Source organism: Sphingomonas tabacisoli (genome assembly GCF_042678385.1).
GTDB classification, from domain to species: Bacteria; Pseudomonadota; Alphaproteobacteria; order Sphingomonadales; family Sphingomonadaceae; genus Sphingomonas_B; species Sphingomonas_B tabacisoli.
Genome location: NZ_JBHUDY010000002.1, coordinates 517,352 through 540,771, shown reverse-complemented (window position 1 = coordinate 540,771; position 23,420 = coordinate 517,352). Strand labels below are relative to the sequence as shown.

At 64.7% G+C, this 23,420-nt stretch carries 22 protein-coding genes; 12 read left to right on the top strand and 10 right to left on the bottom strand.

What is annotated here, in order from left to right:
• The first annotated feature begins 133 nt into the window (after window positions 1-133).
• From ACFSCW_RS15760 to ACFSCW_RS15750, 3 genes are all read left to right on the top strand, one after another.
• Entirely contained in the window at window positions 134-451 is a 318-nt protein-coding gene (locus tag ACFSCW_RS15760; protein ID WP_380891177.1) for a Rieske (2Fe-2S) protein, read from the top strand.
• Window positions 452-534: 83 nt separating this feature from the next.
• The gene (locus tag ACFSCW_RS15755; protein ID WP_380891175.1) at window positions 535-1,713 is read left to right on the top strand and encodes an acyl-CoA dehydrogenase family protein; all 1,179 of its coding nucleotides are present in this window, start codon (window positions 535-537) and stop codon (window positions 1,711-1,713) included.
• Window positions 1,710-2,669, top strand: a complete 960-nt coding sequence (locus ACFSCW_RS15750) for an acyl-CoA dehydrogenase family protein (RefSeq protein WP_380891173.1) — start codon at window positions 1,710-1,712, stop codon at window positions 2,667-2,669. The genes ACFSCW_RS15755 and ACFSCW_RS15750 overlap by 4 nt, the downstream gene beginning before the upstream one ends.
• Before the next feature lie 392 nt (window positions 2,670-3,061).
• On the opposite strand, the gene ACFSCW_RS15745 is transcribed toward ACFSCW_RS15750, so the two are convergent.
• Together ACFSCW_RS15745 and ACFSCW_RS15740 are read right to left on the bottom strand one after the other, a co-directional pair.
• Complete coding sequence (locus ACFSCW_RS15745) at window positions 3,062-4,042, bottom strand: alpha-ketoacid dehydrogenase subunit beta (RefSeq protein ID WP_380891171.1); 981 nt, start codon at window positions 4,040-4,042, stop codon at window positions 3,062-3,064.
• Window positions 4,039-5,034, bottom strand: coding sequence for a thiamine pyrophosphate-dependent dehydrogenase E1 component subunit alpha (locus ACFSCW_RS15740; protein WP_380891170.1), 996 nt, complete (start codon window positions 5,032-5,034; stop codon window positions 4,039-4,041). The genes ACFSCW_RS15745 and ACFSCW_RS15740 overlap by 4 nt, the downstream gene beginning before the upstream one ends.
• Window positions 5,035-5,182: 148 nt before the next feature.
• On the opposite strand from ACFSCW_RS15740, the gene ACFSCW_RS15735 reads away from it, so the two are divergent.
• The gene (locus ACFSCW_RS15735; RefSeq protein ID WP_380891169.1) at window positions 5,183-5,464 is read left to right on the top strand and encodes a hypothetical protein; all 282 of its coding nucleotides are present in this window, start codon (window positions 5,183-5,185) and stop codon (window positions 5,462-5,464) included.
• Window positions 5,465-5,474: 10 nt separating this feature from the next.
• Here the strand turns inward: ACFSCW_RS15735 and ACFSCW_RS15730 are convergent, their stop codons facing one another.
• Entirely contained in the window at window positions 5,475-7,163 is a 1,689-nt protein-coding gene (locus ACFSCW_RS15730) for an FAD-dependent oxidoreductase (RefSeq protein WP_380891167.1), read from the bottom strand.
• A gap of 91 nt (window positions 7,164-7,254) precedes the next feature.
• Between ACFSCW_RS15730 and ACFSCW_RS15725 the strand changes: the two genes are divergently transcribed.
• Together ACFSCW_RS15725 and ACFSCW_RS15720 are read left to right on the top strand one after the other, a co-directional pair.
• Complete coding sequence (locus ACFSCW_RS15725; RefSeq protein ID WP_380891165.1) at window positions 7,255-8,055, top strand: enoyl-CoA hydratase/isomerase family protein; 801 nt, start codon at window positions 7,255-7,257, stop codon at window positions 8,053-8,055.
• A 145-nt stretch (window positions 8,056-8,200) separates the two neighbouring features.
• Window positions 8,201-9,328, top strand: a complete 1,128-nt coding sequence (locus ACFSCW_RS15720; protein WP_380891162.1) for a family 43 glycosylhydrolase — start codon at window positions 8,201-8,203, stop codon at window positions 9,326-9,328.
• 6 nt (window positions 9,329-9,334) lie between these two features.
• Here ACFSCW_RS15720 and ACFSCW_RS15715 read toward each other — a convergent pair whose 3' ends face one another.
• The 5 genes from ACFSCW_RS15715 to ACFSCW_RS15695 form a co-directional block, all read right to left on the bottom strand.
• The gene (locus ACFSCW_RS15715; RefSeq protein WP_380891160.1) at window positions 9,335-10,894 is read right to left on the bottom strand and encodes an AMP-binding protein; all 1,560 of its coding nucleotides are present in this window, start codon (window positions 10,892-10,894) and stop codon (window positions 9,335-9,337) included.
• On the bottom strand, window positions 10,894-11,991 hold the full coding sequence (locus ACFSCW_RS15710; RefSeq protein ID WP_380891158.1) for a Gfo/Idh/MocA family protein: 1,098 nt from the start codon (window positions 11,989-11,991) through the stop codon (window positions 10,894-10,896). The genes ACFSCW_RS15715 and ACFSCW_RS15710 overlap by 1 nt, the downstream gene beginning before the upstream one ends.
• Window positions 11,992-12,005: 14 nt before the next feature.
• Window positions 12,006-12,236 (bottom strand): biotin/lipoyl-containing protein, encoded by a 231-nt coding sequence (locus tag ACFSCW_RS15705; RefSeq protein WP_380891155.1) that lies wholly within the window; start codon window positions 12,234-12,236, stop codon window positions 12,006-12,008.
• A 113-nt stretch (window positions 12,237-12,349) separates the two neighbouring features.
• The gene (locus tag ACFSCW_RS15700; protein WP_380891152.1) at window positions 12,350-13,390 is read right to left on the bottom strand and encodes an NAD(P)H-dependent amine dehydrogenase family protein; all 1,041 of its coding nucleotides are present in this window, start codon (window positions 13,388-13,390) and stop codon (window positions 12,350-12,352) included.
• Complete coding sequence (locus ACFSCW_RS15695; protein ID WP_380891150.1) at window positions 13,387-15,054, bottom strand: MFS transporter; 1,668 nt, start codon at window positions 15,052-15,054, stop codon at window positions 13,387-13,389. The genes ACFSCW_RS15700 and ACFSCW_RS15695 overlap by 4 nt, the downstream gene beginning before the upstream one ends.
• A 140-nt stretch (window positions 15,055-15,194) precedes the next feature.
• Here ACFSCW_RS15695 and ACFSCW_RS15690 point away from each other — a divergent pair, with 140 nt between their 5' ends.
• Window positions 15,195-16,451 (top strand): acetyl-CoA C-acetyltransferase, encoded by a 1,257-nt coding sequence (locus tag ACFSCW_RS15690; RefSeq protein ID WP_380891148.1) that lies wholly within the window; start codon window positions 15,195-15,197, stop codon window positions 16,449-16,451.
• Between the two features lie 82 nt (window positions 16,452-16,533).
• Complete coding sequence (locus ACFSCW_RS15685) at window positions 16,534-16,995, top strand: MarR family winged helix-turn-helix transcriptional regulator (protein WP_380891147.1); 462 nt, start codon at window positions 16,534-16,536, stop codon at window positions 16,993-16,995.
• 58 nt (window positions 16,996-17,053) lie between these two features.
• Here ACFSCW_RS15685 and ACFSCW_RS15680 read toward each other — a convergent pair whose 3' ends face one another.
• Both ACFSCW_RS15680 and ACFSCW_RS15675 read right to left on the bottom strand, forming a co-directional pair.
• Window positions 17,054-17,359, bottom strand: a complete 306-nt coding sequence (locus ACFSCW_RS15680; RefSeq protein WP_380891144.1) for a hypothetical protein — start codon at window positions 17,357-17,359, stop codon at window positions 17,054-17,056.
• A 138-nt stretch (window positions 17,360-17,497) separates the two neighbouring features.
• Window positions 17,498-18,289: an SDR family NAD(P)-dependent oxidoreductase gene (locus tag ACFSCW_RS15675; RefSeq protein WP_380891142.1), complete on the bottom strand. Its 792-nt coding sequence runs from the start codon at window positions 18,287-18,289 to the stop codon at window positions 17,498-17,500.
• A gap of 192 nt (window positions 18,290-18,481) precedes the next feature.
• Here ACFSCW_RS15675 and ACFSCW_RS15670 point away from each other — a divergent pair, with 192 nt between their 5' ends.
• From ACFSCW_RS15670 to ACFSCW_RS15655, 4 genes are all read left to right on the top strand, one after another.
• Window positions 18,482-19,708: a CaiB/BaiF CoA transferase family protein gene (locus tag ACFSCW_RS15670; RefSeq protein WP_380891140.1), complete on the top strand. Its 1,227-nt coding sequence runs from the start codon at window positions 18,482-18,484 to the stop codon at window positions 19,706-19,708.
• Window positions 19,663-21,192 carry a class I adenylate-forming enzyme family protein gene (locus ACFSCW_RS15665; protein WP_380891138.1) on the top strand — a complete coding sequence of 510 codons (1,530 nt, stop codon included), beginning with the start codon at window positions 19,663-19,665 and terminating at the stop codon, window positions 21,190-21,192. Before ACFSCW_RS15670 ends, ACFSCW_RS15665 begins: the two co-directional genes overlap by 46 nt.
• Before the next feature lie 116 nt (window positions 21,193-21,308).
• Entirely contained in the window at window positions 21,309-22,115 is an 807-nt protein-coding gene (locus tag ACFSCW_RS15660; RefSeq protein ID WP_380891137.1) for a helix-turn-helix domain-containing protein, read from the top strand.
• Between the two features lie 21 nt (window positions 22,116-22,136).
• Window positions 22,137-23,405, top strand: a complete 1,269-nt coding sequence (locus tag ACFSCW_RS15655) for an amidohydrolase family protein (protein ID WP_380891135.1) — start codon at window positions 22,137-22,139, stop codon at window positions 23,403-23,405.
• The last annotated feature ends 15 nt before the right edge of the window (window positions 23,406-23,420 follow it).

Genomic DNA, 23,420 nt, shown 5'->3' with positions numbered 1-23,420 from the left:
GGCTCCCGTTGCGCCGCGCGAGCGATAGCGCGGGCGTGAAGGCGCGGACAATGGCGAGGCGGTGGCGGCCCGCAGACAACGCCGGGGTGATGCAGAGCCTTGTCAAGGAACGCTGGATCGGCTTGCTGGCGGGATGGCGGATTATCGTTTCGCGGCCCATCTGTCGGACCTGCCCGAGGAAGGCATCGCCTCGTCTGTTCTGGACGGGCAGGAAATTCTGGTTTGCCGCAGCGGCGGCGAAGTCTTCGCGGTGGAGAATGTCTGCTCGCATGCCGGGCAGCCTCTTGCAGGAGGGCGTGTGCGCAACGGCTGGATCATGTGCCCGTTTCACGGCGCCCGCTTCGATCTCGAAACGGGGCAGCCGCTCGGCCCGCCTGCCGAGTGCCCGATCAGGACCTATCCGGTGCGCATATTCGGCGACGCGGTGGAAGTCGACATCGGCCCTGACTGAGCATCGCCGGGTCGATATGGGGTGGGCCTTGCTTGCCGCTCCGACCGATGCTGCGCACTGGGTCGGCCATGTCAGGAGGAACCATGGCAGAGGACAAGCTGCGGGCATTGCGCGACGAGGTCCGCGCCTGGCTTGCCGCCAACGCGCCGAAGGACTGGCGCACCGCGAGCAATACCCACGACAAGTTCGTTGCCGGGCAACGGGACTGGTTCGGGAAGCTGGCGGCGGCGGGATATGCCGTCCCGCACTGGCCCGCGGCGTGGCCGGGCGGCGGCCGCTCGCTCGCCGAGCAGAAGATCATCTACGAAGAACTTGCCCGGGCCGACGCACCGCGCCTGCTGCTGTCGTTCGTCTCCACCTACCACGCCTATGCGACGCTGTCGGAATGGGGCAGCGAAGCACAGCAGGCGCGCTATCTCCCCGCCATCCTTCAGGGCGAGACCTGGTGCCAGGGATTTTCCGAGCCCAATGCGGGCTCCGACCTGGCGGCAGTCCGCACGCGCGCGGAATTGCACGGCGATCACTATATCGTGAACGGTCAGAAAGTCTGGTCGACCATGGCTCAGCACGCCGATCGCTGCTTGCTGCTTGTCCGCACATCCAGCGAGGGAGCCAAGCAGGCCGGTCTCACCTATCTGCTCATGGACATGAAGGCGGCGGGCGTTACCGTCCGTCCCATCCACCAAATCCAGGGGGACGAAGAGTTCGCGGAAATCTTCCTCGACAATGTCGCTATCCCGGTCAGCGAGCGGGTCGGCGAAGAAGGCCAAGGCTGGGCTGTGGCGCAAGCGACGCTGGCATCCGAGCGTGGCCTGACGCTGATGGAGTTGTCGTACAGGATGCGCGGCGCGCTCGCCCGGCTTGCAACCTTGATCCGCGAGACGGGACGCGAGGATGATGCAGGGGTGCTGCGTGACTTCGGAAGGCTCGGCGCGCAGGTCGACGCCGTTTGCGCGATTGCCGACCAGTTTCTCGCCAACCGCATCGCGGGCGAAGAGCGCGTCGGCGACGCGTCGCTGGTCAAGCTGGCTTATTCGCGGACGCTGCGGGAATACGCGCGGCTCGGCGTCAGGCTCGGCGGCCTCGATGCGCAGCTTCGCGAACCGATCACGTTCGGCGACCTGACCACCGGCAACTGGATGGCCGATTTCATGAACAGCTATGCCTGGACGATCGCGGGAGGGAGCGACGAAGTCCAGCGCAACATCATCGCCGAGCGGCTGCTCGAAATGCCGCGTGAGCCCAAGGGCTGGACTGCATGAGCATGACCCGGGAGGAATTGCAGGAGGCCGCACGCAAGACGTTCGGCGAGGCAGGAGCTGCAGACTCTGGTCGAACCTGGGAGCTTATTTCGGAGCTTGGCTTCCTGATGCTGGCGGTGCCCGAGCACCAGGGCGGCCTCGGCCTCGGAAACGATGGGCCAGCGACGGTCCAGCGCGAGCTCGGCCGGGCGCTGGTCCCCGGCCCGGCCATCGCCCAGATGCTGACGGTCACGGCATTGGCGGAGGCGGGCGAAGTCGAACTGCTCGAACGCGCCATGGCCGGCGAAGTCATGACTGCATCCCTAGCCGGCACGGTCGATGGCGAGCGGCTGAACGCCGTCCCTGACGCCGATCTCGCCAGCCATGTTCTTGTCTGCGGGACGGATAGGGTAACACTCGCACCGATGAGCGGCGCGTCGGTGACCCGCCGCTCCACGTGGGACGAGACTCGCCGGCTGTTCGACGTTGGGCTAGCCGAGCACGGCATCACGCTCGCAGACGGAGAGAGCGCCAAAACCCTTCGCGGCCGTCTCGACAAGCAATTGTCACTGGCCCTGGCAGGCGACGCACTGGGCGCCGCCGATGCGGCGCTCGCGATGAGCGTCGAGTATCTGAAGACCCGTCGCCAATTCGATCGCCCGCTGGCCATGTTCCAAGCGCTCAAGCACCGCTGCGCCGATCTGAAAACTCGTTTGGCAGCCGCCGAATCTCTTTTTTGGAGCCGGGCCGCCGATCCGTTCGCCAGCCCCGTCCAGGTCGGCGCTCTAAAGGCTCATGCAACCGAGACGGCCTGCCTCATCGCCGAGGAAGCGATCCAACTGCACGGCGGGATCGGCTTGACCGTAGAGCATCCGTGCCATCTCTACTTGAAGCGCGCGATGCTTGACGCGGCGCTCGGCGGCAATAACGACAATCGCGCGGAAGCGGCGGGGCGTTCAGCGATGACGGCCACATAGCGCTTCTCCAGCAACCGGCGGTCAGTCATCCAGGCCAGGAGTTGCTCGGGCCATAGGTCAGATGCAGCGCCGCGACGCGCCATCCCGAAGCCGTGATTGCCCTTCTCATAAAGATGGGCCTCCAACGACACTCCGCCTTTTCGCCAAGAGTCGCTCAGGCCAAGTGTCGGCCACCCCTTTTTGCAAAAAGGACATCGTCCAGCGCGATCGCGGTCGCCTGGGCGAACTTCACTCCAGATGTCTCCTTTGGTCGAGGTCAAACCGAAGAGCAGCGGAATTGCTGCGTTCTGAGGAGACGTCGGGGTTTCCCATTCGCCAAGCGTGGGGCAGGCGCTTGCATCGCAAGCAGCGCGGCGCTCGGCGCGATCAGGGCCTTCGTCTCGGCACTCGGCTTACGCCATCAGCGCCTTGGCCGCGGCTACCACATCGTCAGGCTGGACGATGTAAGCGTCCTCCAGCACCTTCGCGAACGGGACCGGGCAATAGGGCGCGCCGAGCCGTCGCACCGGCGCCTTCAGCTTGCCGAACAGCTCTTCGGAAACCGTCGCCGCAATTTCGCCGCCGGGTCCGAAGTTACGCACCGCCTCGTGTGCGATAAGCAGGCGGCCGGTCTTGGCGACCGAGGCAAGCACCGTTTCCTTGTCCCACGGCGAGATGGTGCGCAGGTCCACGAGCTCGACCGAAATCCCGGCCTCGGCCAGCGCCGGCAGCGCCATCTGGCAGCGAACGAGCTGCGAGGACCAGGACAGAATCGTCAGGTCCGTCCCCTCCTGCACCACCTTAGCCTTGCCGAGCGGCACCGGGCCTTGATCGTCGGCAACTTCGCCCGGAATGAACAGCGTCCCCGCACTCTCGATGATGATGCAGGGGTCCGGGTCCTGGATGCAGGACAAGAGCAGGCCCTTGTAATCGGCCGGGTTGGAAGGCGCGACGACCTTGATGCCAGCAGCATGGGCGAACCAGCCTTCGAGATGGTCGGCGTGCTGGCCGGCGGTCTGCCAGCCGGCGCCGGTCAGCGTGCGGATGGTCAGCGGCACGCTGGTCTGCCCGCCCGACATGAAGCGGAGCTTGGCGGCATGATTGAAGATCATGTCCATGGCGACGGTCGTGAAGTTCATCAGCATGATCTCGGCGACCGGCTTGTAACCCGCCATGGCCGCCCCGATGGCCGCGCCGATGATCGCCTGTTCGGAAATTGGGGTGGATTTGACTCGATCATCCCCGAAGCGGCTTGAAAGGCCGGCGGTGGCGCCGGTAATGCCGCCGCCCTCGCGGTCCGCGACGTCCTCGCCGAGCACAATGACCTTGTCATCTTCCGCCATGGCCTGGGCGAGCGCGGCGTTTACGGCCTGAAGTGCGTTGATCTGGCTCATGCCGCGATCTCCTGAGCGAAAACGTCGCGGCGCAGCTCATCGACCGAGGGCGGAGCGCTTGCCAAACCGAACTCCTGCGCGTCCGCGATCTCGGCTTCCAGTTCGGATTGCATGGCGGCGAGATCATCCTCCCCGGCATGCCCCTCGCTCAGCACGCGCGCGCGAAGCACCGGCAGCGGGTCCTTTTCCATGGCGGCCGCCTTTTCCTCTTTCGTCATATATTTGTCGTCGTCGCCAAGCACGTGGCCGAGGAAGCGGAAAGTCTTGCATTCAAGCAGCGTGGGCCCCTCGCCGGCCCGCGCCCGTTCGACTGCAGCGGCGAAGTGCGCGTACATGTCGTCCGCATCATTCCCGTCGACGGTAAAGCCCGGCATGCCATAGCCCGATGCGCGCTTGCTGATCTGATCGACCGCTGTGCCGTTCTCGTACCGGGTATGCTCGGCAAACCCGTTATTGGCGCAGACGAAAATCACGGGCAGCTTCCACAGCGATGCGAGATTGAGGCTTTCATGGAACGCCCCGATGTTCGACGCGCCGTCGCCGAAAAAGGCGACCGTGACGCGCTTGGAGCCGTCGAGCTTGGCGGCCCAGGCGAGACCGTTGGCGATCGGCATGGAGGAGCCGACGATGCCGGTGGTCACCATCACGCCGGTTTCCGGATGGGTCAGGTGCATCGGTCCGCCCTTGCCCTTGCAAGTACCGTCGACGCGGCCCGCAATCTCGGCCCAGAGCGGGCGCAGCGGCATGCCCTTGGCCACCATGTCCTGGATGCCGCGATAGATGGTGCAGATGGTGTCGTCGGCGTTGAGCAGATGCCCGATCGTGGCCGGGATGATCTCCTGCCCGCGCGCGGAATAATAGGGCATCTGCAGCCGGCCCCGGCGGATCACCGTGCGGATGGCGTCGTCATTGCGCTCGATGCGCAATGCGCGGCGGTAGATGTCGACCAGCGCCGCGCCATCGGGCTTCGCTGCGTTGCTGCCTTGGCTCATGGAGTCCTCGTCTTGCTTCGGCCGTCCGTTTCGGGCGACGCGGGGAAGAGGTCAATCACGCCGTGGCGATATATACCGGGGCTCGCCGATTTGCGCGCTTCGAACAGCGGTCTTAAGCATTCTCTCAAGGCGAAGCGGAGCAAGCAACATGGACAAGGCGAAAGCTGTCGAGGAAGCGACGCAACGCGTGCTCGGCCTGGCGGAGGAGCTGGAGAGCGCCGGCGACGCCACCTTTGCCGGCGACGAGCTGCAGCGGCTTCACGAGGAATTGCACCGCTGGGTTGATAGCGTGATCGCAGTGGTCGCCTCGCCGGGTGTCGGCCGGGTGGCGTTGATCCATGCGAACGGGCGGCAATCGTCCATCTCATCGCCGGATCTACCGCATTTGCTCAGCAAGCCCGCCCGGTTCGAGCCGCGCGCAGCCGAGTGATCGGGCTGGCCTAAAGCTGGTTGCCCAGTCCGGCCGCGTGCTTGGCTGCTACATAGCCGAAAGTCATTGCCGGGCCGATGCTCGAGCCGGCACCGGGATAGACGCCTCCCATGACGGAAGCGGTCGAGACGCCGGTCGCGTAGAGGCCCGGCAAAGGCGTGCCGTCGGCGCGGACGACTCGCCCCAGTGCGTCCGTCACGACGCCACCATAGGTCGACACGTCCCCAGGCACGACCGGGATGGCGTAGAACGGCGCGCGGTCGATCGGCCCCAGCGCGGCATTGGGCGTGTTGAACGGATCGCCGAGCCATTGGTCATAGGCGCGCGCACCGCGCTGGAAATCCTCATCCTGGCCCTTGGCAACGAAGCCATTCCAGCGCTCGACAGTCGCCTTCAAAACGGCCGGCGGAACGCTGATGGCCTCGGCCAGACCTTCAATCGTGTCGGCCTGCTTTAAATAGCCGGCCTTCTCCCATTCCTTGGCTTTGCGGGACACTTTCAGGTTGGCCACGGTATAGTCGGACGCGTAGCGGGAATCGAAGATCGCCCAGCTCGGAACCGCAGGCACGGCGCGATTCCGCTCCAGCATCGTCTGGCAATAAAGCTCGTACGAGCCGCCTTCGTTCATATAGCGGACGCCCGATTGGTCGACGAGAATGGCGCTAGGCTTACAGGTGATGGTCTGGGCTGGCGGCGTGACATATTCCGTCTCCCAGCCCGGTGTCAGCGTCGTCTGATAGCCGACCATCTGGTCCATCTGGCCGAGCGTGCCGCCGATCCGCTCCATCTCGACATGCATGTCGCCGGTGTCGCCCTCGGCGACTTGCGACCACTTCGCCTGCGTGCCGGGCTGGTGCCGGTCGCGCAGTGCCTGGTTCTTGGCAAAGCCGCCCGCGTTGACGAGCACGCCCAGGTGCGCGCCGATCCGCTTCGGCATACCCTCGTGTCGCACGGCCACCCCGACCACCGTACCGTCCTCGACGATTAACTGCTCGACGGGGCACTCTGTGCGAATGGTGACGCCGGCATCGAGCGCGGCCTTCAGCATCCGGCCCTGCAACGCAGCGCCGGCCGTCGTGTAGTGCCTGCCCAGCAGCTTGCCGGCGACGATCTTGAACGCGACCTTGGCGAACAGTAGCTTGATTTTCCAGCTCTTGGCGGCGAACGGCAGTTGCAGCGCGTCGTCGAGCCTCACGTTCATGTCCAGGAAGCCGGCCCGCAGCTTCTTCTCCCACGGGCCGAGCTGCTTCTTGTCGAACGGCTTGGCGACGACGGTGCGGCTGGTCTTCACCCCGCCCGGCACTTCGTCATAATAATCGGGCCAGAAGGCCGAGCCGCGCTCCAGCTCCACGCCCTGTTCGACAAGGAAGTCGATCATCTTCGGCGCTTCGACAACGTATGCGAGCCGCTTCTCATGGCTCGAGCCCGGCAGGTCCTCGCACACGGCATCGAGGTAGCGGATGGCCGCTTCGGTGCTGTCGGTTTCCCCCGCCTCGCGCATGAACCGGTTGTTCGGGATCCACATGACCCCGCCCGACTTGGCGGTGGTGCCGCCGACGAGTGGTGTCTTTTCCAGGATCAGCACGGACTTGCCGGCCTGCCGCATGACCAGCGCCGAGACGGCGGAACCCGCACCGCTGCCGACCACCACCCAGTCGAACGTCTCGTCGAACCCGTCCATTGCCTCACCCTCAGCCATGCGGCGGTTAGAGCGGCACGGCGGCGGGACGACAACAACCATCGCTTGGGCGTCGTTTGCATATCGCCACGGCGTGATATGGCGCTGAGCCATGAGCGACACCCTGCCCGCCTACGACACGATCGCGCTGACCCGCCGCGGGCGGCTGCTGACCCTCACGTTCAACCGGCCGGAAACGATGAACGCGGTCGATCAGCGGCTGCACGACGAACTGCCGCAGGCCCTGCAATTCGCCGCGGCCGACAAGGCGTCGGATGTCATCGTGCTGACCGGCGCCGGGCGCGCCTTCTCGGCCGGCGGCGACTTCGCGCACATGGAGCGCAACGCCGCCGAGCCGCACCTGTTCGACCATGAAGCGCAGCAGGCCAAGCGGATCGTCTTCTCTCTGCTCGACATCGACAAGCCCGTGGTCTGCCGGATGAACGGCTACGCGATTGGCCTCGGCGCGACGATCGCACTGCTGTGCGACGTCATCTTCGCCGCCGAGGGCGCGAAGATCGGCGATCCCCATGTCGGCATCGGTCTTGTCGCCGGCGACGGCGGAGCGGTAATCTGGGCGCAGCGGATCGGCCTCGCCCGTGCCAAGGAATATCTGCTGACCGGCGACCTTCTCACCGCAACCAAGGCGGCCGAGATCGGCCTGATCAACCATTGCGTCGCGGCCGATCAGCTCGACGAGGCCGTGGACGCGTTCTGCAACCGCCTCCTCGCCGGCGCGCAGCTTGCCATCCGCTACACCAAGCTGCTGACCAACCTCGAGCTGAAGCGCGTGGCCGGCGCGGTCATGGACGCGGGCATTGCCTATGAAAGCCTGACCGTTCGCAGCGCCGACCATCGCGAGGGCATTGCGGCCGCGCGCGACAAGCGCCCGCCCAAGTTCAGCGGGCGCTGACCGCAGCGCCAGCTTATGAAATGAGAGATGTCGCGGGGCAGTCGATATGCAAGAACGACATGGGGACGGCCTATCGCGTCGAGACTTGGTTTCACAGGCCGGGTGGCTTGGCGTCGCGGCACTCACTGGCTGCGTCGGCACGGCGATGCCCCGCTCCAAACGAAAAAGTGAATCGCCGATCGGGAACCAACGTTCGATCCAACCGGGGCAGCTTTGGCTGGACACGTCCGGCAAGCCGATCCAGGCGCACGCGCCCGGAATCATCGACGTAGACGACTGGTTCTACTGGTATGGGGAAAACAAGGAATTCACCACCGGCGCAACGGACACCGAAAGCTGGGGCATCCGCTTCTACCGGTCAAAGGATCTTTATAATTGGGACGATCTCGGCGCATTGATCCCTCCGGACACCGCCGATCCCACCTCTCCGCTCAGCCGGAAAGTGTTTCCGGAGCGGCCGCACATCCTGTTCAACCCGCGCACGGGGAAGTTCGTCTGCTGGATCAAGATCCGGGGCGGCTTGGCGACTCCGCAATACAGGACGGTGCTGGTAGCCGACCGGATCACCGGTCCTTGGACGATGGTCCGGCGCGAACTCCGTCCAGCCGGCCTAGCCGCCGGAGATTTCGACCTCGTTGCCGATGCAGCGACCGGCAAGGCCTATATGTATTTCGAACACGAGCATAAGGAAGTCGTAGCGATCGAGCTCACCGACGACTGGACTGGCGTGACCGATCGCCTGACCGGGCACTTTCCAGGCGGCACGCCGCCCAACGCGCGCGAAGGCATTGCCTGCTTCCGGCGCCATGGCCGGCTTTATCTGACGTCCTCCCAGATGACCGGCTATTTCCCCAACCCGTCGCAGGTTGCCGTCGCCGACACGTTCCATGGGCCGTTCACGGACCTTGGCGACCTGCATCCGAGCGACGCCACGCGCACCTCGTTCAATTCGCAGATCAGCCAGATCTTCAAGCATCCGCGCAAGAAGGACCTTTACATTGCCCTCGCCGATCGCTGGCTGCCCAATATCGAGACCGACCCGCGCTTTGCGACAGGCGAGCTATCGCAACTCGTGCGAAGCGCGATCGTCAAGGCGACCGCCAAGCCGCGCCAGACGATGACACAGGACGAGCGCGCCGTGATTGGACTGGCGGCCGCGTTGTCGAAAGTGAACACGTCGATCTCGCGCTATGTCTGGCTGCCCATCGTCTTCCACAATGGGCGACCGGTCATCGAATGGCGCGATGAGTGGCGGATCGAGGAATTTGCCTGAAGCAGCCTATTCGCTGATGGCCCCGAATTGCTTGCGCAGCTCATGCTTGGCGAGCTTGCCGGAAGGCAGGCGCGGCAGTTCTTCGACGAAGACATAGCTTCGCGGCTGGGTCACCGCCGAAATGCGGGTGCGGCACCATTGGCGCAGCTCCGCTTCCAGCTCGGAACCGGCTGCTACGCCAGTGGCGGGCTGCACCACGGCGCGAACCTCTTCGCCGAACTCCGGGTGCGGAACACCGATCACGGCGACATCAAGCACGGAGTCATGGACGATCAGGCAGTCTTCGATGGCCTGCGGATAGATGTTCACGCCCCCCGAAATGATCATGAAGTCCTTGCGGTCGGTCAGGAACAGATATCCATCCTCGTCCAGCCGTCCGATGTCGCCGATGCAGAACCAGTCGGGATGATCCGGATGCGTCGCGCTGCGGGTCTTCTCCGGGTCGTTCAGATACGCGACCGTCCGGCCGGGCAGCGCTTCGAAATAGATCAGGCCGGACTCGCCGACCGGCAGCTCGCGGCCATCTTCGTCGCAAATATGGATCGCGCCCATCGAGGTTTTGCCTACCGAGCCCGGCTTTTGCAGCCACTCCTGGCTGGAGATCGCCGTCGCACCCACGCCTTCGGTGCTGCCATAATATTCGAATAGGATCGGCCCCCACCAGTCGATCATCTGGCGCTTGACCTCAATCGGGCAAGGCGCGGCCGCGTGAACCGCAAAGCGCAACGACGATACGTCATAGCGCCGGCGCACCTCCTCCGGCAGGGCCAGCAGCCGGACGAACATGGTCGGCACGAACTGGGCATTGTTCACGCGCCACCGCTCGATCGCGCGCAATATGCCTTCCGCGTCGAACTTGCGCTGCGTGACGAACGTGCCGCCCAGCCGCTGCGTCATCACCATGCCGGATAGGGGCGCGCCATGATAAAGCGGCCCGGCGTTGAGCGTCACCAGCGGATCGAATTGCTGGTACATGGCCGGCAGCCCCTCCCCCATCTGGAATTCGTCGATCGGGCCGGGCGTGTACGGCATCACGACGCCCTTGGGCCGGCCGGTCGTTCCGCTCGAATAGATCATGTGAAACCCGCTGATCTGGTCCGCGATCGGCTCTGCGGGAAAACCAATCGCCGCTTCGGTGAGCGGCTCAGCGCCGGCCAGTGCCTCCCCGACACAGAAGATGTCGCGGACGGCCGGGATCGCTTCGCCGCGTTCCTTCAACAGGGCTTCGGGCGTCTCGCCGAGTGCCGTGGATACGACCAGTGCCACCGCACCGCTGTCGCGGATGATATAGCTGGCCTCCGGCGCTTTCAGATGAGTCGACAGCAGCGTCACGATCAGGCCCGCCCGGGTGGCGCCCCAATAAAGTTGCGGAAACTCGATCGAGTTGGACACCATCACCGCCACGCGGTCGCCCGGCCTTAGTCCCCGTGAACGGAAGAGGTGCGCGATCCGGTTCGAGCCTTGGTCGAGCTGTCGGTACGTCAGCTCTTCGCCCGCATCGGCGAGCACGAAGGCCGGATGGTCCGGACGGTTCAGGGCATGCGCGCTTGGATGAAAGCCCGGCATCAATCGATCTCCGCTATCGAAACCCAGCGCCGCTCGAGACTGGAGCGTCGGAGTGCTTCCTGAACCCGCTCCACCTCGAGCGCGGCGCCGAAATCCGGCTTTGCAGCTGCCCCGCCGGCAATCGCCCCGACCATTGCGTGCATGGACAAGGCCATCGGCACGCTTGGCGGCGGCTCGGCATCCCAGCCGAGTGCCACGTCCTTCGGCGGCTTGGCGTCCAGATCGATCGGGGCGAGCGTCTCGCCCGTGCGTGCGCCCTGAATCATACAGTCGCGCGCAGTAGGGAAGGTGGGCGCCGAGACCGCGACACGGCCCTCGTCCCCGAAAAGATCGATCCGCCAGCCTTCCGCGGCCGGCATCGCCCAGCTCGCGTGCAGTGTGAGGCTGACCCCGGATGCGAAGCGCAGGAGCGCATTGGCATCGTCGTTGGTCTCGACGGCCTGCCGCTCGCCATCGGAGAATCGCCATTCAGACAGGTGCCGATGATCGTCGGCGCAAACTTCGTCGACGGGTCCGAGCAGTTCCAAAAGCAAGAAGAGCAAGTGACTGCCATTGTTGCGGAGCGCCGACACGCCCTGCCCGGCTTGTCCGAACCAGTTGTAAGGGAAGCGCTTGTCCGGCCGGTTGAACAGAGACAGCGCAAAGCGGCAGCTCCCGCCCAGCGGCCTGCCGATGAAGCCGGATTGGATCAGCTCAGCGAGCTTGCGATGCGCCGGCAGCCAGCGGGAAAAGGCATCGACCACACCGACGCAGCCGCTCGCGCGCCAGGCCGTGTCTATTGCCTTGGCGCCGGGCCAGTCGGGCGCATGCGGGCAGGCATTATAGACGTGCTTGCGGCTGGCCAGCGCGGCGAGCACCATCGGCAGACGGACGACCGGACGGGTGCCGCAGTCGACGATGTCGATGTCGGGATCGGCGCACATCGCGGCCGCATCCCAGAACGGCCGGCCGATCCGTAACCGTGCAGCGGCCGCCAGTGCGGTTTCCTCGCGCGAGGTGCAGATCGCGGTGACTTCGACGCCGGGTACGGCACGCCAGGCGGGGAGATGAGCGAACCCGCCCCAGGCGGCGCTGACGATTCCGACGCGCAGCGTCACCGCCTGGCTACTGCCTATTCGATGCGGCCGAGAAGCGTTCCGACCTCATAGGTTTCGCCGGCTTCGCTCAGGATGCGCAGCGTGCCGCTCGCGGGGGACTCGACCTCGTTGGTCGATTTGTCGGCTTCGAGCAGATAGAGCGGATCCCCTTCCGAAACAGTCGCGCCATCGGCGGCGAGCCACTCTGCAATCTGGCCCTCGGTCATCGAGAAGCCGAGCTTGGGAAGAAGGATATCCGTGGCCATTGAGTTCCGATTTCAGCTAAGTTGACGTCGCCATCCCTGCTATCGCCGCCACCCGTCGGATCAAACTCATAACCGCGTGCCGCCGCCGATATCGTTGCGACGATGAAGCCCGATCAGAGGCGTGCAACGATCTGCGGCAGATCGACTGTCGTTCGAATGCCCGGCGGCGCGGCGCAAACGGCCGCCACGGAGTTGACCGCCCGATGCGCGGTAAGTCCCGGCGTAAAGGCGGCATAAGCCTCAGGCTCGACTGGGAACGAGATGGCGACCTCGAGCGGGGTATCGCCCTCGACGACGATGCGCCAACCCGATGCACGCAAGTCCCACCCGGCCGGCTCGATGTCGCGCGTGCAATACCAGTTGGCACGGAAACGCAGCACCGGCCGCCCGTCGCGCAGCCCCTCGATCGTGATCCGCTGCGCTGCGACCGTGCCGGCTTCGAGCCAGCCGGCGGCGATTTCCGTCCGCTGCCGTGCCGTGCCGAACTCGCCGAACGCGTTCCAGCGTTCGACCGAAATCCCTGCGGCTGCTGCGACCTGCGCAAGCGAAGACCCGAAATTGGCTTTCAAATGATCGAGCCGGCGGGGATCGAAGTCGAGCTTCTCCTCGCCAAAGCCCATGATGCCGAAGATCATTTCCGGTGACGCGCGGGTGGACACGTCTCCAAACTCGTCGATCGTAAGGCAATCGAGGCGGCGCGAAAGCGACAGCAGCGGAACGGTGAGGGCTTCGGTAACGAAGCCGGGGCTGACGCCCGTGCTGTAGAGCGAGGCGCTCCCCTCACGGCATGCCATCTCCACTCTCTGGCGCACGTTCGACGGGAGCAAAGGCGGATGATGAAAGTCATCGCGCGTCGTCACGACGTTCTTGCCCGACGCGAGGAGCCGGCACAGCAGGTCGATATCGGTTCCCTGGGGCATGTGCACGACGCAGTCGGCATCGAGTGCGACAATCTCGTCGACGGCGTTCGTCGCCTTGATCCCCGTGTCGGCGAGCCCGCACAATGCGCCGGCGTCCCGCCCGATCTTGTCGGTCGAGTTCACCCACAGGCCGGCCAACTCCATCCTCGGGTGCTCGATGATCGCCTTCAGCGACCGCAGGCCGATATTGCCCGTCGCCCATTGTACCACGCGCAGCTTTCGGTCGTCAGTCATGGGGCAATGATCCCGCCAGTATCCTGATGCGTGTCCGGAGAGTCCTGCCGCCAGCGGACCGAGCCGAATGGCCGCTCCAGGCAGCGCCGCACGACATGACGGCACCCCGGCAGCATGAAGGCATCCGCTGCAGCCTGCGCCGCCAAGTCGGCTTGGGTGAAGCGAGCGCGTATCCTCAGATAGTCGCCCCAGGTGGAGCAGCTATAACGCTCTGTCCAGATAGCGGGATCGGCGAGATTGCGCGCGATCGACCAATCGAAGCCGCCATTGCGCAGCCGAGTGCGGCGCACCGCCCGCATGGCATCGTAGAATTCGCGGGCGCAGGACGGGTCCACGCAATAATCGATTTCTATCGTGACCGGTCCCGAACGCATCGTCACCGGCAGCGCGAGTTGCGGGTCTTCGCCCAGATCAACGGTATCCAGCCCGTCCTCGTCAGGCTCCGCCAGCCTAGCGACGAAGCCCAGCGCAGCGGTCGCGGCGACCAGCAGGGCGGAAGCGAACAAGGTCGCCTGAAGGCCGGCCCTAGCAGCGACTGCGCCCCAGGCGGCCGCGCCGATCGCGATGCCGCCGGTCAGCGCCGACTGGTAGATCGACAAGGCGCGTGCGGTCACCCAGCGTGGCACCGACAGCTGCACGCCGACATTCAGCAGCGCGATGTTGAGGATGTTCACGGCACCGAGCAGGGCCAGGCTCAGGCCGGTCACAGCGACGTTGCGGCTGATGGCAATCACCGCGATCGCGCCCCCGCCCACCAGCGCGAACACGCGCAGCGCCGTCTCCGTAGAGAGGCGGTCACGGACGTCTGCGACAATCAAGGCCCCCAGCACCGCACCGACGCCGGTCGCGCCGAGCAGCAGGCCGTATGTTCCCGCGTCACCGCCGAGCATGTCCTTGGCGATCAGGGGCGCGAGCGCGCTGGTCGACGCGCTCGCCAAGGCGAAGGCGAACGCGCGAAGCACGACCCGGCGAATCGGCGACGAGTGGCGGGCGTAACGGGCACCCGCATAGATAGCGCGGTCGATGCGTTCGGGTGGCAGGCGCGACGGCAACATGGGCCGACGCCAGAGCCCGAACGCGAGCAGCAAGGGCACGTAGCAGAGCGCATTGACGGCAAACGCCGCCTGCGCGCCGGCCAAAAGGACGATGACGCCGCCGACCGCGGGGCCGAAGCTGCGCGCGACGTTATAGCTGATCGTACCGAGCGCGACGGCCGCCGGAAGATGCTCCTGCCCGACTTGCTCCCCGATCGAGGCCTGCCACGCGGGCCCGTAAAAGGCGACGCCGGAGCCGATCAACACGCAGAAGCCGAGCAAGACGCCGGGGCTGGTCAGGCCCGCAAAGGCGAGCCCGGTCAGGGCGAGCGAGCTCAGTATCGCAAAGGACAGGCCGCCGATCGCGATCCGGCGCCGGTCGAACATGTCGGCGGCGGCTCCGGCCGGCATCGCCACAAGCATCAGCGGCAGCATCATCGCGGACTGGACCAAGGCCACCATCGCCGGCGAGCCGCTCAGCCGGGTCATCTCCCAGGCCGCGCCGACTCCCAGGATCAGCTGCCCGAAATTGGAGAAAAGGCTCGCCGACCAGATGCGGCGGAAGACCGGCTCACGCAAAGGTGCGAACCGTCCGCCGGCAGGAAGTTGCGCCTCAGGCTCCGCGCTCATGAACGCCGGTCTAATCGGCTCTGCCGCTCGCGCAACGCACGGGCGAAGAATCGCTCGCGCGATATGCTTTCCCCTAATATGGACACGCCGTAGCGATTGCGCCCAGCGACACTTCAACCCACATTCGATCGGGACATCTCATGGCCGAAGCCTATATCATCGACGCCGTCCGCACCCCGCGCAGCATCGGCAAGCTCGGCAAGGGCGCGCTTTCGCACATGCATCCGCAGCATCTTGCTGCCAGCGTGCTGAAGGCGCTCAAGGAGCGCAACGATCTCGACACCTCGGAAGTGGACGACATCATCTGGGGCTGTTCCGCGCAGATTGGCTTGCAGGGCGGCGATATGGGCCGGATGGCCGCGCTCGATGCCGGTTATGACATCAAAGCCAGCGGCGTCACTTTGGACCGCTTCTGCGGTAGCGGGATTACGGCGGTGAACCTGGCTGCGGGCCAGGTCATGTCGGGCATGGAAGACCTGGTCGTCGCCGGCGGCACCGAGATGATGAGCCACGTGACCGATTTCGGCATGAAGCTCCGCGCCGCCGATATCGGCGCTCCGAGCGGCCTCGGCACCGGCAATGCCCGCCTTCAGGAAGTCCATCCGCAATCGAACCAGGGTGTCTGCGCCGACGCTATCGCCGCCATGGAAGGCATTCCGCGCAGCGAGCTTGAAGCAGCCGGCGTCGAGAGCCAGCGCCGCGCGGCCCGCGCCATTTCCGAGGGACGCTTCGCCAAGTCCGTCGTGCCCGTGCTGGACGACGACGGCAATGTGGTGCTTGACCGCGAGGAATATCCGCGGCCGGACACCAACGCCGAGACGCTCGCCGCGATGAAGCCGGCCTTTGCCATGTTCTACGACATGCCTTCGGCTCCCGAAGGCAAGACCTTCCGCCAGTTGATCCAGCAGAAATATCCAGATCTGGAGTTCGAGCCCGTCCACCACGTTGGAACGTCTTCGGGGGTGGTCGACGGCGCCGCGGCCCTGCTGATCGCGTCTAAAGACTATGCGGAAAAGAAGGGGCTGAAGCCGCGTGCGCGGATCGTCGCCACCGCCAATGTCGGCGACGACCCGACGCTGATGCTAAATGCGCCCGTGCCTGCGGCCAAGAAGGTGCTGGAGAAAGCCGGCCTCACCAAAGACGATATCGATGTCTGGGAGGTGAATGAAGCGTTCGCAGTCGTTTACGAAAAATTCGTGCGCGACCTCGATCTCGACCGGTCCAAGGTAAACATCAACGGCGGTGCGATGGCGCTGGGCCATCCGATCGGCGCGACCGGCGCAATCCTGATCGGCACGGCCCTAGACGAATTGGAGCGGTCCGGCGGACGCTATGCGCTAATCACCATGTGCGCGGCGGGTGGCATGGCACCCGCCGTCATCATCGAGCGCGTCTGACCGAAAAGCCTTCTGGCGCGCTTCCTCCCTGCGGTTCTATCATAGAAAAAGGGGAGGATTCGAGATCGAGCGCGAAGAACAATTGAAGCGGGACATCGGCTTGCGCCTGACGCTGCTGACCCGTCTGCTGCGCAATGACTTCGACCGGCGTGTCGCCCAGCACGGCATCACGCGCTCGCAATGGTCGATGATTGCCGTGGTCGGCAGCAAGCCCGGTGCCTCCCAGCGCACGATCGCCGAGTTGCTGGAGATGTCGGAGGCCTCGGCTGGCCGGCTGATCGACCGGCTCTGCAACGAGGGCCTGCTCGAACGCCGCTCGCGAGACCAGGATCGCCGTGCGCGAGAGGTTTACCTGACGCCCGCGGCGCACGAGGTGCTGGACAAGATCGGTGAGATCGCCCGCGCGCGCGAGGCGGAAATATTCAAGGGCCTGGGGCCGCAAGAGCTGGAGGCTTTGCTTGCCTCTATTAACCGCATCTATCGCAACGTGACGGAAACATCCGATCGCCAAGTTCGCGATTTCGTCGCTCAAGTGGAAAGCTGAAAAGCGAAAGGGCGGCGTCCGTCCAGACCCCGCCCTTTCCCGCTTTGCCGGAGAGATTTCAGCGGCTGGCGCCGATCTCGCTCTTGCCGAGGCTGGTCACCAGCCTATGGTTCACCCGCGACAGGGAACTGCCGGGGACGGACACGATCTTTCCCTTCAGCAGCAGCGAGACGGAGCCGCGGCTACCCACGCTGTAAACGGACGCAACCGACTTACCATTGGCGTCGAACAGAATGTCGCCCGCCTTCGCGTTGACGGGCGCGCTCTCGGCTGCCGCCGGCGCGTCGGACTGAGCCGCCGCCGCGGGAGATGAGATGGCGAGGGCGAAACCGCTGAGAAGCGCGAAGGAGAGATGATTGCTCATGATACCGACCTTGTTTGTTGAGTAAGCGTCTAATCGCTAAGCTAGGTTAGCATTTGCTTACTTTCAAGACCTCGCCACAAAAAAAAGCCGGAGCTGCTGGAGCAGCTCCGGCCTCATGGAGATCGTGGACTCGGGATTTCAACGCGGCGGCATGCGGATCGCACCGTCCAGGCGCAGAGCCTGGGCATTGAAATAGGTGTTGCGGACCAGCTCCAGCACCAGGCTGCCGAACTCTTCCGGCTTGCCCAGCCGCTTCGGGAACGGAACCGACTGATTGAGGCCGTCCCACATTGCCGGGTTCATGTCCTTGAACCTGAGCATTGGCGGCGTCGCGAAAATGCCGGGCATCACCGAATTCACGCGAATGCCCAGGTCCATCAGGTCGCGCGCCATCGGCAGCACAAGACCATTCACACCAGCCTTGCCCGAGCCATAGGCGATCTGCCCGACCTGGCCGTCCTGGGCGGCGGCGCTGGAGGTGAGGATTATCGAGCCACGCTCGCCGTCCTCCAGCGGCTCGAGCGTTGCCATGCCGAGAGCCGATAGCGACGCCAGTCGGTAGCTGGCGACGAGAATGCCCTTGATCGAGAACTCATAGTCCTCGCTCGAAAAACGTTTGAAGCCGCCAGTCGCCTTGTCGAAGCTGACCGTCTTTCCGCCCTTCGTCGCAACGGCGCAGTGCACGAGCACCCGCTCCTGCCCGTTGGCGGCGCGCGCCTGCTCGAAGCCTTTCACCACGCTCTCTTCCGACAGGATGTCGACTTCACAAAAGGTGGCACCGATCTCTTCGCCCGTCGCCCGCCCGGCGTCGGCGTTGAGGTCGAAGATCGCGACCTTCGCACCCGCCGCACGAAGCGCTTTGGCCGAGGCCAGCCCGAGGCCGGACGCGCCGCCGGTAACGACGGCCGAAACGGTCGAGTCGATCTGCATTAAATCAGTCCTCCACAAACATGTTGGCGGCGCTATCGGGCGCGCGCGGTCATGGCTCAAGCCTGAGCCAAAGGGATATCGCCGCAGCGTTTTGGCTGCCCATCGTGCGAGCGATGGGCGCGTACGGGGTCTTTGCGTGCCGGACGCATAGGCTTAACCGAAGCGCCAAGGGAAGAGGAAGCGGACGAGCCAATGACGCAAGTGATGAAGGGCATTCGGGTGCTCGAGGTGGCGCAGTTCACGTTCGTGCCCGCTGCTGGAGCAATCCTCGCAGATTGGGGCGCCGACGTGATCAAGGTCGAGCATCCGGTCCGCGGCGACACGCAGCGGGGCTTCCTCAACATGGCCGGCGTCACGCTTGACCCCGACCGACACACGCTGTTCGAGCATCCCAACCGCGGCAAGCGCAGCGTCGGCATCGACGTGTCGGAGCCGGAGGGCCAGGAAGTCCTGTACGAACTCGCGAAGACGGCGGACGTCTTCCTGACCAACTACCTTCCGCAACAGCGGCAGAAGCATCGCTTCGACCTCGAGCACATACGCGCGGCCAATCCCAACATCATCTATGCCCGCGGCAGCGCGCTTGGAGAAAAGGGCCCGGAGCGCGAGGTCGGCGGCTTCGACAGCACCTGTTTCTGGGGCCGCAGCGGCATTGCCTATTCCATGACGCCCGAAGAGCTGCCCGGCCCGCTCGGGCAAGGCATTCCTGCCTTCGGCGACTCGATCGGCGGCATGTTCATCGCCGGCGGGATTTCCGCCGCGCTCCTGCACCGCGAGCGCACCGGGGAAGCGATCGAGGTCGACGTCTCATTGCTGAGTACGGCATGGTGGGCGGCCGGCGCGATGGTGGCGCAAGTGGCCGAGACCGACGTGTTGTCTCGCAACGTCATGCCGGGCTCAGGCGGCGCGGCACGCAACCCCTTCATGGGAAATTACCAGACGGCCGATGGCGGCACGATTAATCTGTGCACGATTTCTCCAACCGGGCACATCCGCAGTCTCTTCGAACATGTCGGGAGCCCTGAGGCGGCCGAAGATCCGCGCTTTTCGGAACCACGCGCCCTATTTGAGAATGCCGGCGCTGCGAGCGACATCCTCGTCAAGGCCTTCGCCGCCAGGCCGTTCGATTACTGGCGGGAGCACCTGAAGACCTATTCCGGCCAATGGGCGCCGATCCAGAGCTTCCGCGAATTGCTGACTGACGAGCAGGCGCTCGCCAACGACATGATCGTCGAGGTCGAGCCGTCGGCCGGCGGCAAGCCACTGAAGCTCGTCCGGGGCCCGATCCAGTTCGATGGCAAGCCGGTCGAGACGACTCGCTCACCGGAAGCTTCCGAGCATACCGAGCTCGTGCTCATGGAAATGGGGCTCGAATGGGACCGGATCGAGCAGCTGAAGGAAAAGGGGGCGATCGCCTGAACGGCGCCATGCCCGATCTGCGTCAGCTGTGCCGCGCCGCGCTGGCAAGACAGAGCGAGCTACCGGCCATCGAGTTCGAACGCCGCTGGTACGATTGGGGCGAACTCGCACGTGTAGCGACATCGCTGCAATCGGCGCTGGCCTCGACGGATGCGCCGGAAAGTGCCCCGGTCATACTCGTCGCCCGCAACCACCCGGCCTTCATCGCCGCACTGCTTGCTCTCCTCGCCCAAGGCCGCACGGTGCGCATGGTCTATGCATTCCAATCGGCGGCCGGAATCGCGCGGGAGATCGATGCGCTCCAAGCCTGCGCAGCCGTCGCGCGCAAGCAGGATCTGGCCGAACCCGTCAGGCAGGCGATCCGGCGTAAAGGTATGATGGGGATCGCGCTGGATGACATGGCGGTCGAGTTGCTCGACCCGCCGGCAAATGCCTGGGCAGGAGCCGTGCCAGCCATGTCGAGCATCGAGATTTTGACGAGCGGCACGACCGGCCCACCCAAGCGCTTCCAAGTCTCTTACGAACTGCTGGAGCGGCACTTTATCACCACGCCGCTGACTGCAACTCAGGGCGCTAATCCCGGGTCGATCCCGCCGTTCCTGGTGTCTTTCCCCCTGGGCAACATCACGGGCCTTTACATCACCCTCCCGACCATTCTCAGCGGGCAGCGCATTATCCTCTTGGAGCGCTTCAGGCTGGGCGCCTGGCTCGACTATGTGAAGCGCTATCGCCCTGCCCATTCGGGGCTGCCGCCATCCTGCGTGCAGGAGCTTCTCGACGCCAACGTCTGCAGAGAGGACCTGGCGTCGCTCAAGGCACTCGGCGTCGGCGCGGCTCCCCTCGATCCGACTGTGCAGAGGACATTCGAAGAGGCCTATGGCATCCCGATCCTGATTTCCTACGGCGCGACTGAGTTCGCCGGTCCGGTCACGGCGGTGAGCCCCGAGGATCATGCGCGGCATGGGCGTGACAAGATCGGGACGGTCGGCCGCGCCTTGCCCGGCGTCCGCCTGCGCGTCGTCGACCCGGAGTCGGGGCAGGACCTCGGCGCCAATGCCGACGGCGTGCTCCAAGTCGTCTCCCCCCGTATCGGACCGGAATGGATACGTACCAGCGATCTCGCGCGGATCGACAGGGACGGTTTCCTGTTCATCCTGGGGCGGGCAGATGGAGCGATCAATCGCGGCGGCTTTAAGGTGTTGCCCGAGTCGGTCGAACGCGCCCTCACCCTCCATCCGGACATTTCGGAAGCCGCCGTCACCGGCATTCCGGACCGCCGCCTGGGCGCAGTTCCCGTGGCCGCAATCCGCCTGCGGCCAGGCGCGGGCAAGCCGTCGATCGAGGCGCTTGAGCAGCATCTGCGCGAGCAAGTCGCGGCTCCAAGCATACCCGTCAAGTGGTTGTTCTGCGACGATTTACCGAGGACGCCATCGCACAAGACCGATCGGAGAGCGCTTCAGGAACTGTTTGAGAAGAGCGACTGACCGGCCCTCGCGCGGCCCTGCGCGGATCACAAAGCCGAGAGGCTCTCATTTTTTCCTTTGACAAACGCTCCGACTTAAGTGAACACCCCTGTTCATAACAGAAGTAGGAGAGAACGATGCCTTCGATTGAGTCGAACAAGGCAAAGATCGCCAAGCGGGTGGTCGAAGTGCTCGAATTCTTTGACGATGATCATCCCCGCGCGACGGTCATGGATATCGTGCGCCGCTTCAATCGGCCGCAGTCGAGCACATCCGAACTCCTTTCGAGTCTGGTGGACCTCGGGTTGCTCTACAAGGACCCCTATTCGCGCTCCTACAGCCCGACGCCGAGAGCGGCCCTTTTGGCCTGCTCCGTCCAGAAGGGGATGGTGCGGGACGGTCGCCTCACGATGCTGATCCAGCGGCTTTCCGCCCAAACCGGCCTCGCTGTTGCCGTGTTCGGAATGGTCGGGCTCAACGTTCAGATTTTCAGCTGGCGGAGCGGCCAGCACCCACTGCGCAGCTCGCGGTCCGACGGGCTTTGCGGCGGGCTGCAGGATCATCTGTCCAACTCGGCGGTCGGGCAATTGCTGCTCTCAACGGTGCCCCAGCCGCGCCGCGATGGCATGATCCGGCGCCTGAACGCGGAAGCTGCGCCGGAAAACAAATTCTCGCACGCCGCGATGGCGGCAACGATCCAGGAAATGCGTGACCATGGCCACGCTACAGGGGTCGCCGGCTTCGGCTCGATTTGCGACGTGACGGCCGTGCTCATTCCGCGTCAGCCCGAAAACGAGCCGCTTGCGATCGGCTTCGTCTATGAACCTTCCGACCGTATTCAGACCGAAGCGCTCCGCAATTGCCTGCTCGACGGGATTGCGCGGACGGCGGAAACGGCGGAAAATGGCGCCGCTTCTCCGCACCCATTGTTCAACGCCGCCTGACGCGCAGACCGGAGACCTGACATGGCTGAAACCGACGCCAAGGAAATGGCATCAGCTGCCCGTAAATATTGGTCAGCGGAAGGATATACGCCGGGGGGCGTGATGCGCGAGGTCGACTATGCCTCGCAGTCGGGCGGGCTTCATCCGTCGCTCGAAGGCATCAAGATCGTCGACACCGACACCCACATGGTCGAACCGCCCGACCTGTTTACGTCGCGCGCGCCCGCAGCTCTCAAGGACAAGGTTCCTTACGTCAAACGCGACAAGGATGGCGTCGACCGCTGGTTCGTGGGCGACCGCAACTTCGGTTCGCTCGGCGGCAACGTGATCGCCAAGGACAATAACAAGCTGCTCGGGCGGCTGGCATTCCCGACGCTCGACGAGATGCATCCCGGCGGCCATCTAATCAAGCCGCGGCTGCAGGCGATGGACGATATGGGCGTCTATGCCCAAATCTGCTTCCAGAACTCAGGCGTCACCCAGGCCGGATCGCTGATGACGCTCGGCGACAACGAGCTCGCCGTCACCATCATTAAGCTCTACAACGACGCGGCCCGCGACTGGCAGGAGGAATCCGGTCAGCGCATCTTCACTATGGCACATTTGCCCTTCTGGGACGAAAAGGCGCTGAACGAAGAAGCGCAGCGCTGCGTCGACATGGGGCTGAAAGGCTTCGTGCTGCCCGATACGCCGGAGCGCGTCGGCGTGCCCAGCTTTATGAGCGATTACTGGACGCCCTTCCTCGAGCTCTGCTCAGACAAGGGCATTCCGCTCAACTTCCACCTCAACGCGGCGATGGACCCGAACACGCTCACCTGGGACGGCTTCGCTTTCGAGCAGACGCTGTCTGTCGTCGCGACCATGTTCTCGATAGGCAATGCGGCGACCTTGGGTAACTGGATCGTGTCCGGCCGGCTCGACCGACATCCGGGCCTGAAGATCGGCCTCATTGAAAGCGGCATGGGCTGGGTGCCCTTCGCGATCGAAGCGCTGGAGCATCAGTTCCGCGAGATGTTGCCGAACAAGAAGGATCTGCTGAAGAAGCAGCCGAAGGAATATTTCCGCGACCATTTCTGGGTCACGTTTTGGTTCGAATCGATCGCGCCGCGGATGCTGCTTGAGACGATCGGCGTCGACAAGGTCATGTTCGAAACCGACTTCCCGCATCCGACATCGCTTTATCCGGGCGTTCAGGAGCACATCGTCGATGTCCTGAATGGCTATGATTACGCGACCAAGAAGAAGGTGCTGCAGGAAAACGCCGCGCGGCTCTACAACCTGCCCTTCTAAGCTCAACGACCGGAC

Coding starts and splice junctions, on each gene's coding strand:
- ACFSCW_RS15760 (WP_380891177.1), top strand. CDS start 134: ATGGCGGATTATCGTTTCGCGGCCCATCTGTCGGACCTGCCCGAGGAA.
- ACFSCW_RS15755 (WP_380891175.1), top strand. CDS start 535: ATGGCAGAGGACAAGCTGCGGGCATTGCGCGACGAGGTCCGCGCCTGG.
- ACFSCW_RS15750 (WP_380891173.1), top strand. CDS start 1,710: ATGAGCATGACCCGGGAGGAATTGCAGGAGGCCGCACGCAAGACGTTC.
- ACFSCW_RS15745 (WP_380891171.1), bottom strand. CDS start 4,042: ATGAGCCAGATCAACGCACTTCAGGCCGTAAACGCCGCGCTCGCCCAG.
- ACFSCW_RS15740 (WP_380891170.1), bottom strand. CDS start 5,034: ATGAGCCAAGGCAGCAACGCAGCGAAGCCCGATGGCGCGGCGCTGGTC.
- ACFSCW_RS15735 (WP_380891169.1), top strand. CDS start 5,183: ATGGACAAGGCGAAAGCTGTCGAGGAAGCGACGCAACGCGTGCTCGGC.
- ACFSCW_RS15730 (WP_380891167.1), bottom strand. CDS start 7,163: ATGGCTGAGGGTGAGGCAATGGACGGGTTCGACGAGACGTTCGACTGG.
- ACFSCW_RS15725 (WP_380891165.1), top strand. CDS start 7,255: ATGAGCGACACCCTGCCCGCCTACGACACGATCGCGCTGACCCGCCGC.
- ACFSCW_RS15720 (WP_380891162.1), top strand. CDS start 8,201: ATGCCCCGCTCCAAACGAAAAAGTGAATCGCCGATCGGGAACCAACGT.
- ACFSCW_RS15715 (WP_380891160.1), bottom strand. CDS start 10,894: ATGCCGGGCTTTCATCCAAGCGCGCATGCCCTGAACCGTCCGGACCAT.
- ACFSCW_RS15705 (WP_380891155.1), bottom strand. CDS start 12,236: ATGGCCACGGATATCCTTCTTCCCAAGCTCGGCTTCTCGATGACCGAG.
- ACFSCW_RS15700 (WP_380891152.1), bottom strand. CDS start 13,390: ATGACTGACGACCGAAAGCTGCGCGTGGTACAATGGGCGACGGGCAAT.
- ACFSCW_RS15695 (WP_380891150.1), bottom strand. CDS start 15,054: ATGAGCGCGGAGCCTGAGGCGCAACTTCCTGCCGGCGGACGGTTCGCA.
- ACFSCW_RS15690 (WP_380891148.1), top strand. CDS start 15,195: ATGGCCGAAGCCTATATCATCGACGCCGTCCGCACCCCGCGCAGCATC.
- ACFSCW_RS15680 (WP_380891144.1), bottom strand. CDS start 17,359: ATGAGCAATCATCTCTCCTTCGCGCTTCTCAGCGGTTTCGCCCTCGCC.
- ACFSCW_RS15675 (WP_380891142.1), bottom strand. CDS start 18,289: ATGCAGATCGACTCGACCGTTTCGGCCGTCGTTACCGGCGGCGCGTCC.
- ACFSCW_RS15670 (WP_380891140.1), top strand. CDS start 18,482: ATGACGCAAGTGATGAAGGGCATTCGGGTGCTCGAGGTGGCGCAGTTC.
- ACFSCW_RS15665 (WP_380891138.1), top strand. CDS start 19,663: ATGGGACCGGATCGAGCAGCTGAAGGAAAAGGGGGCGATCGCCTGAAC.
- ACFSCW_RS15660 (WP_380891137.1), top strand. CDS start 21,309: ATGCCTTCGATTGAGTCGAACAAGGCAAAGATCGCCAAGCGGGTGGTC.
- ACFSCW_RS15655 (WP_380891135.1), top strand. CDS start 22,137: ATGGCTGAAACCGACGCCAAGGAAATGGCATCAGCTGCCCGTAAATAT.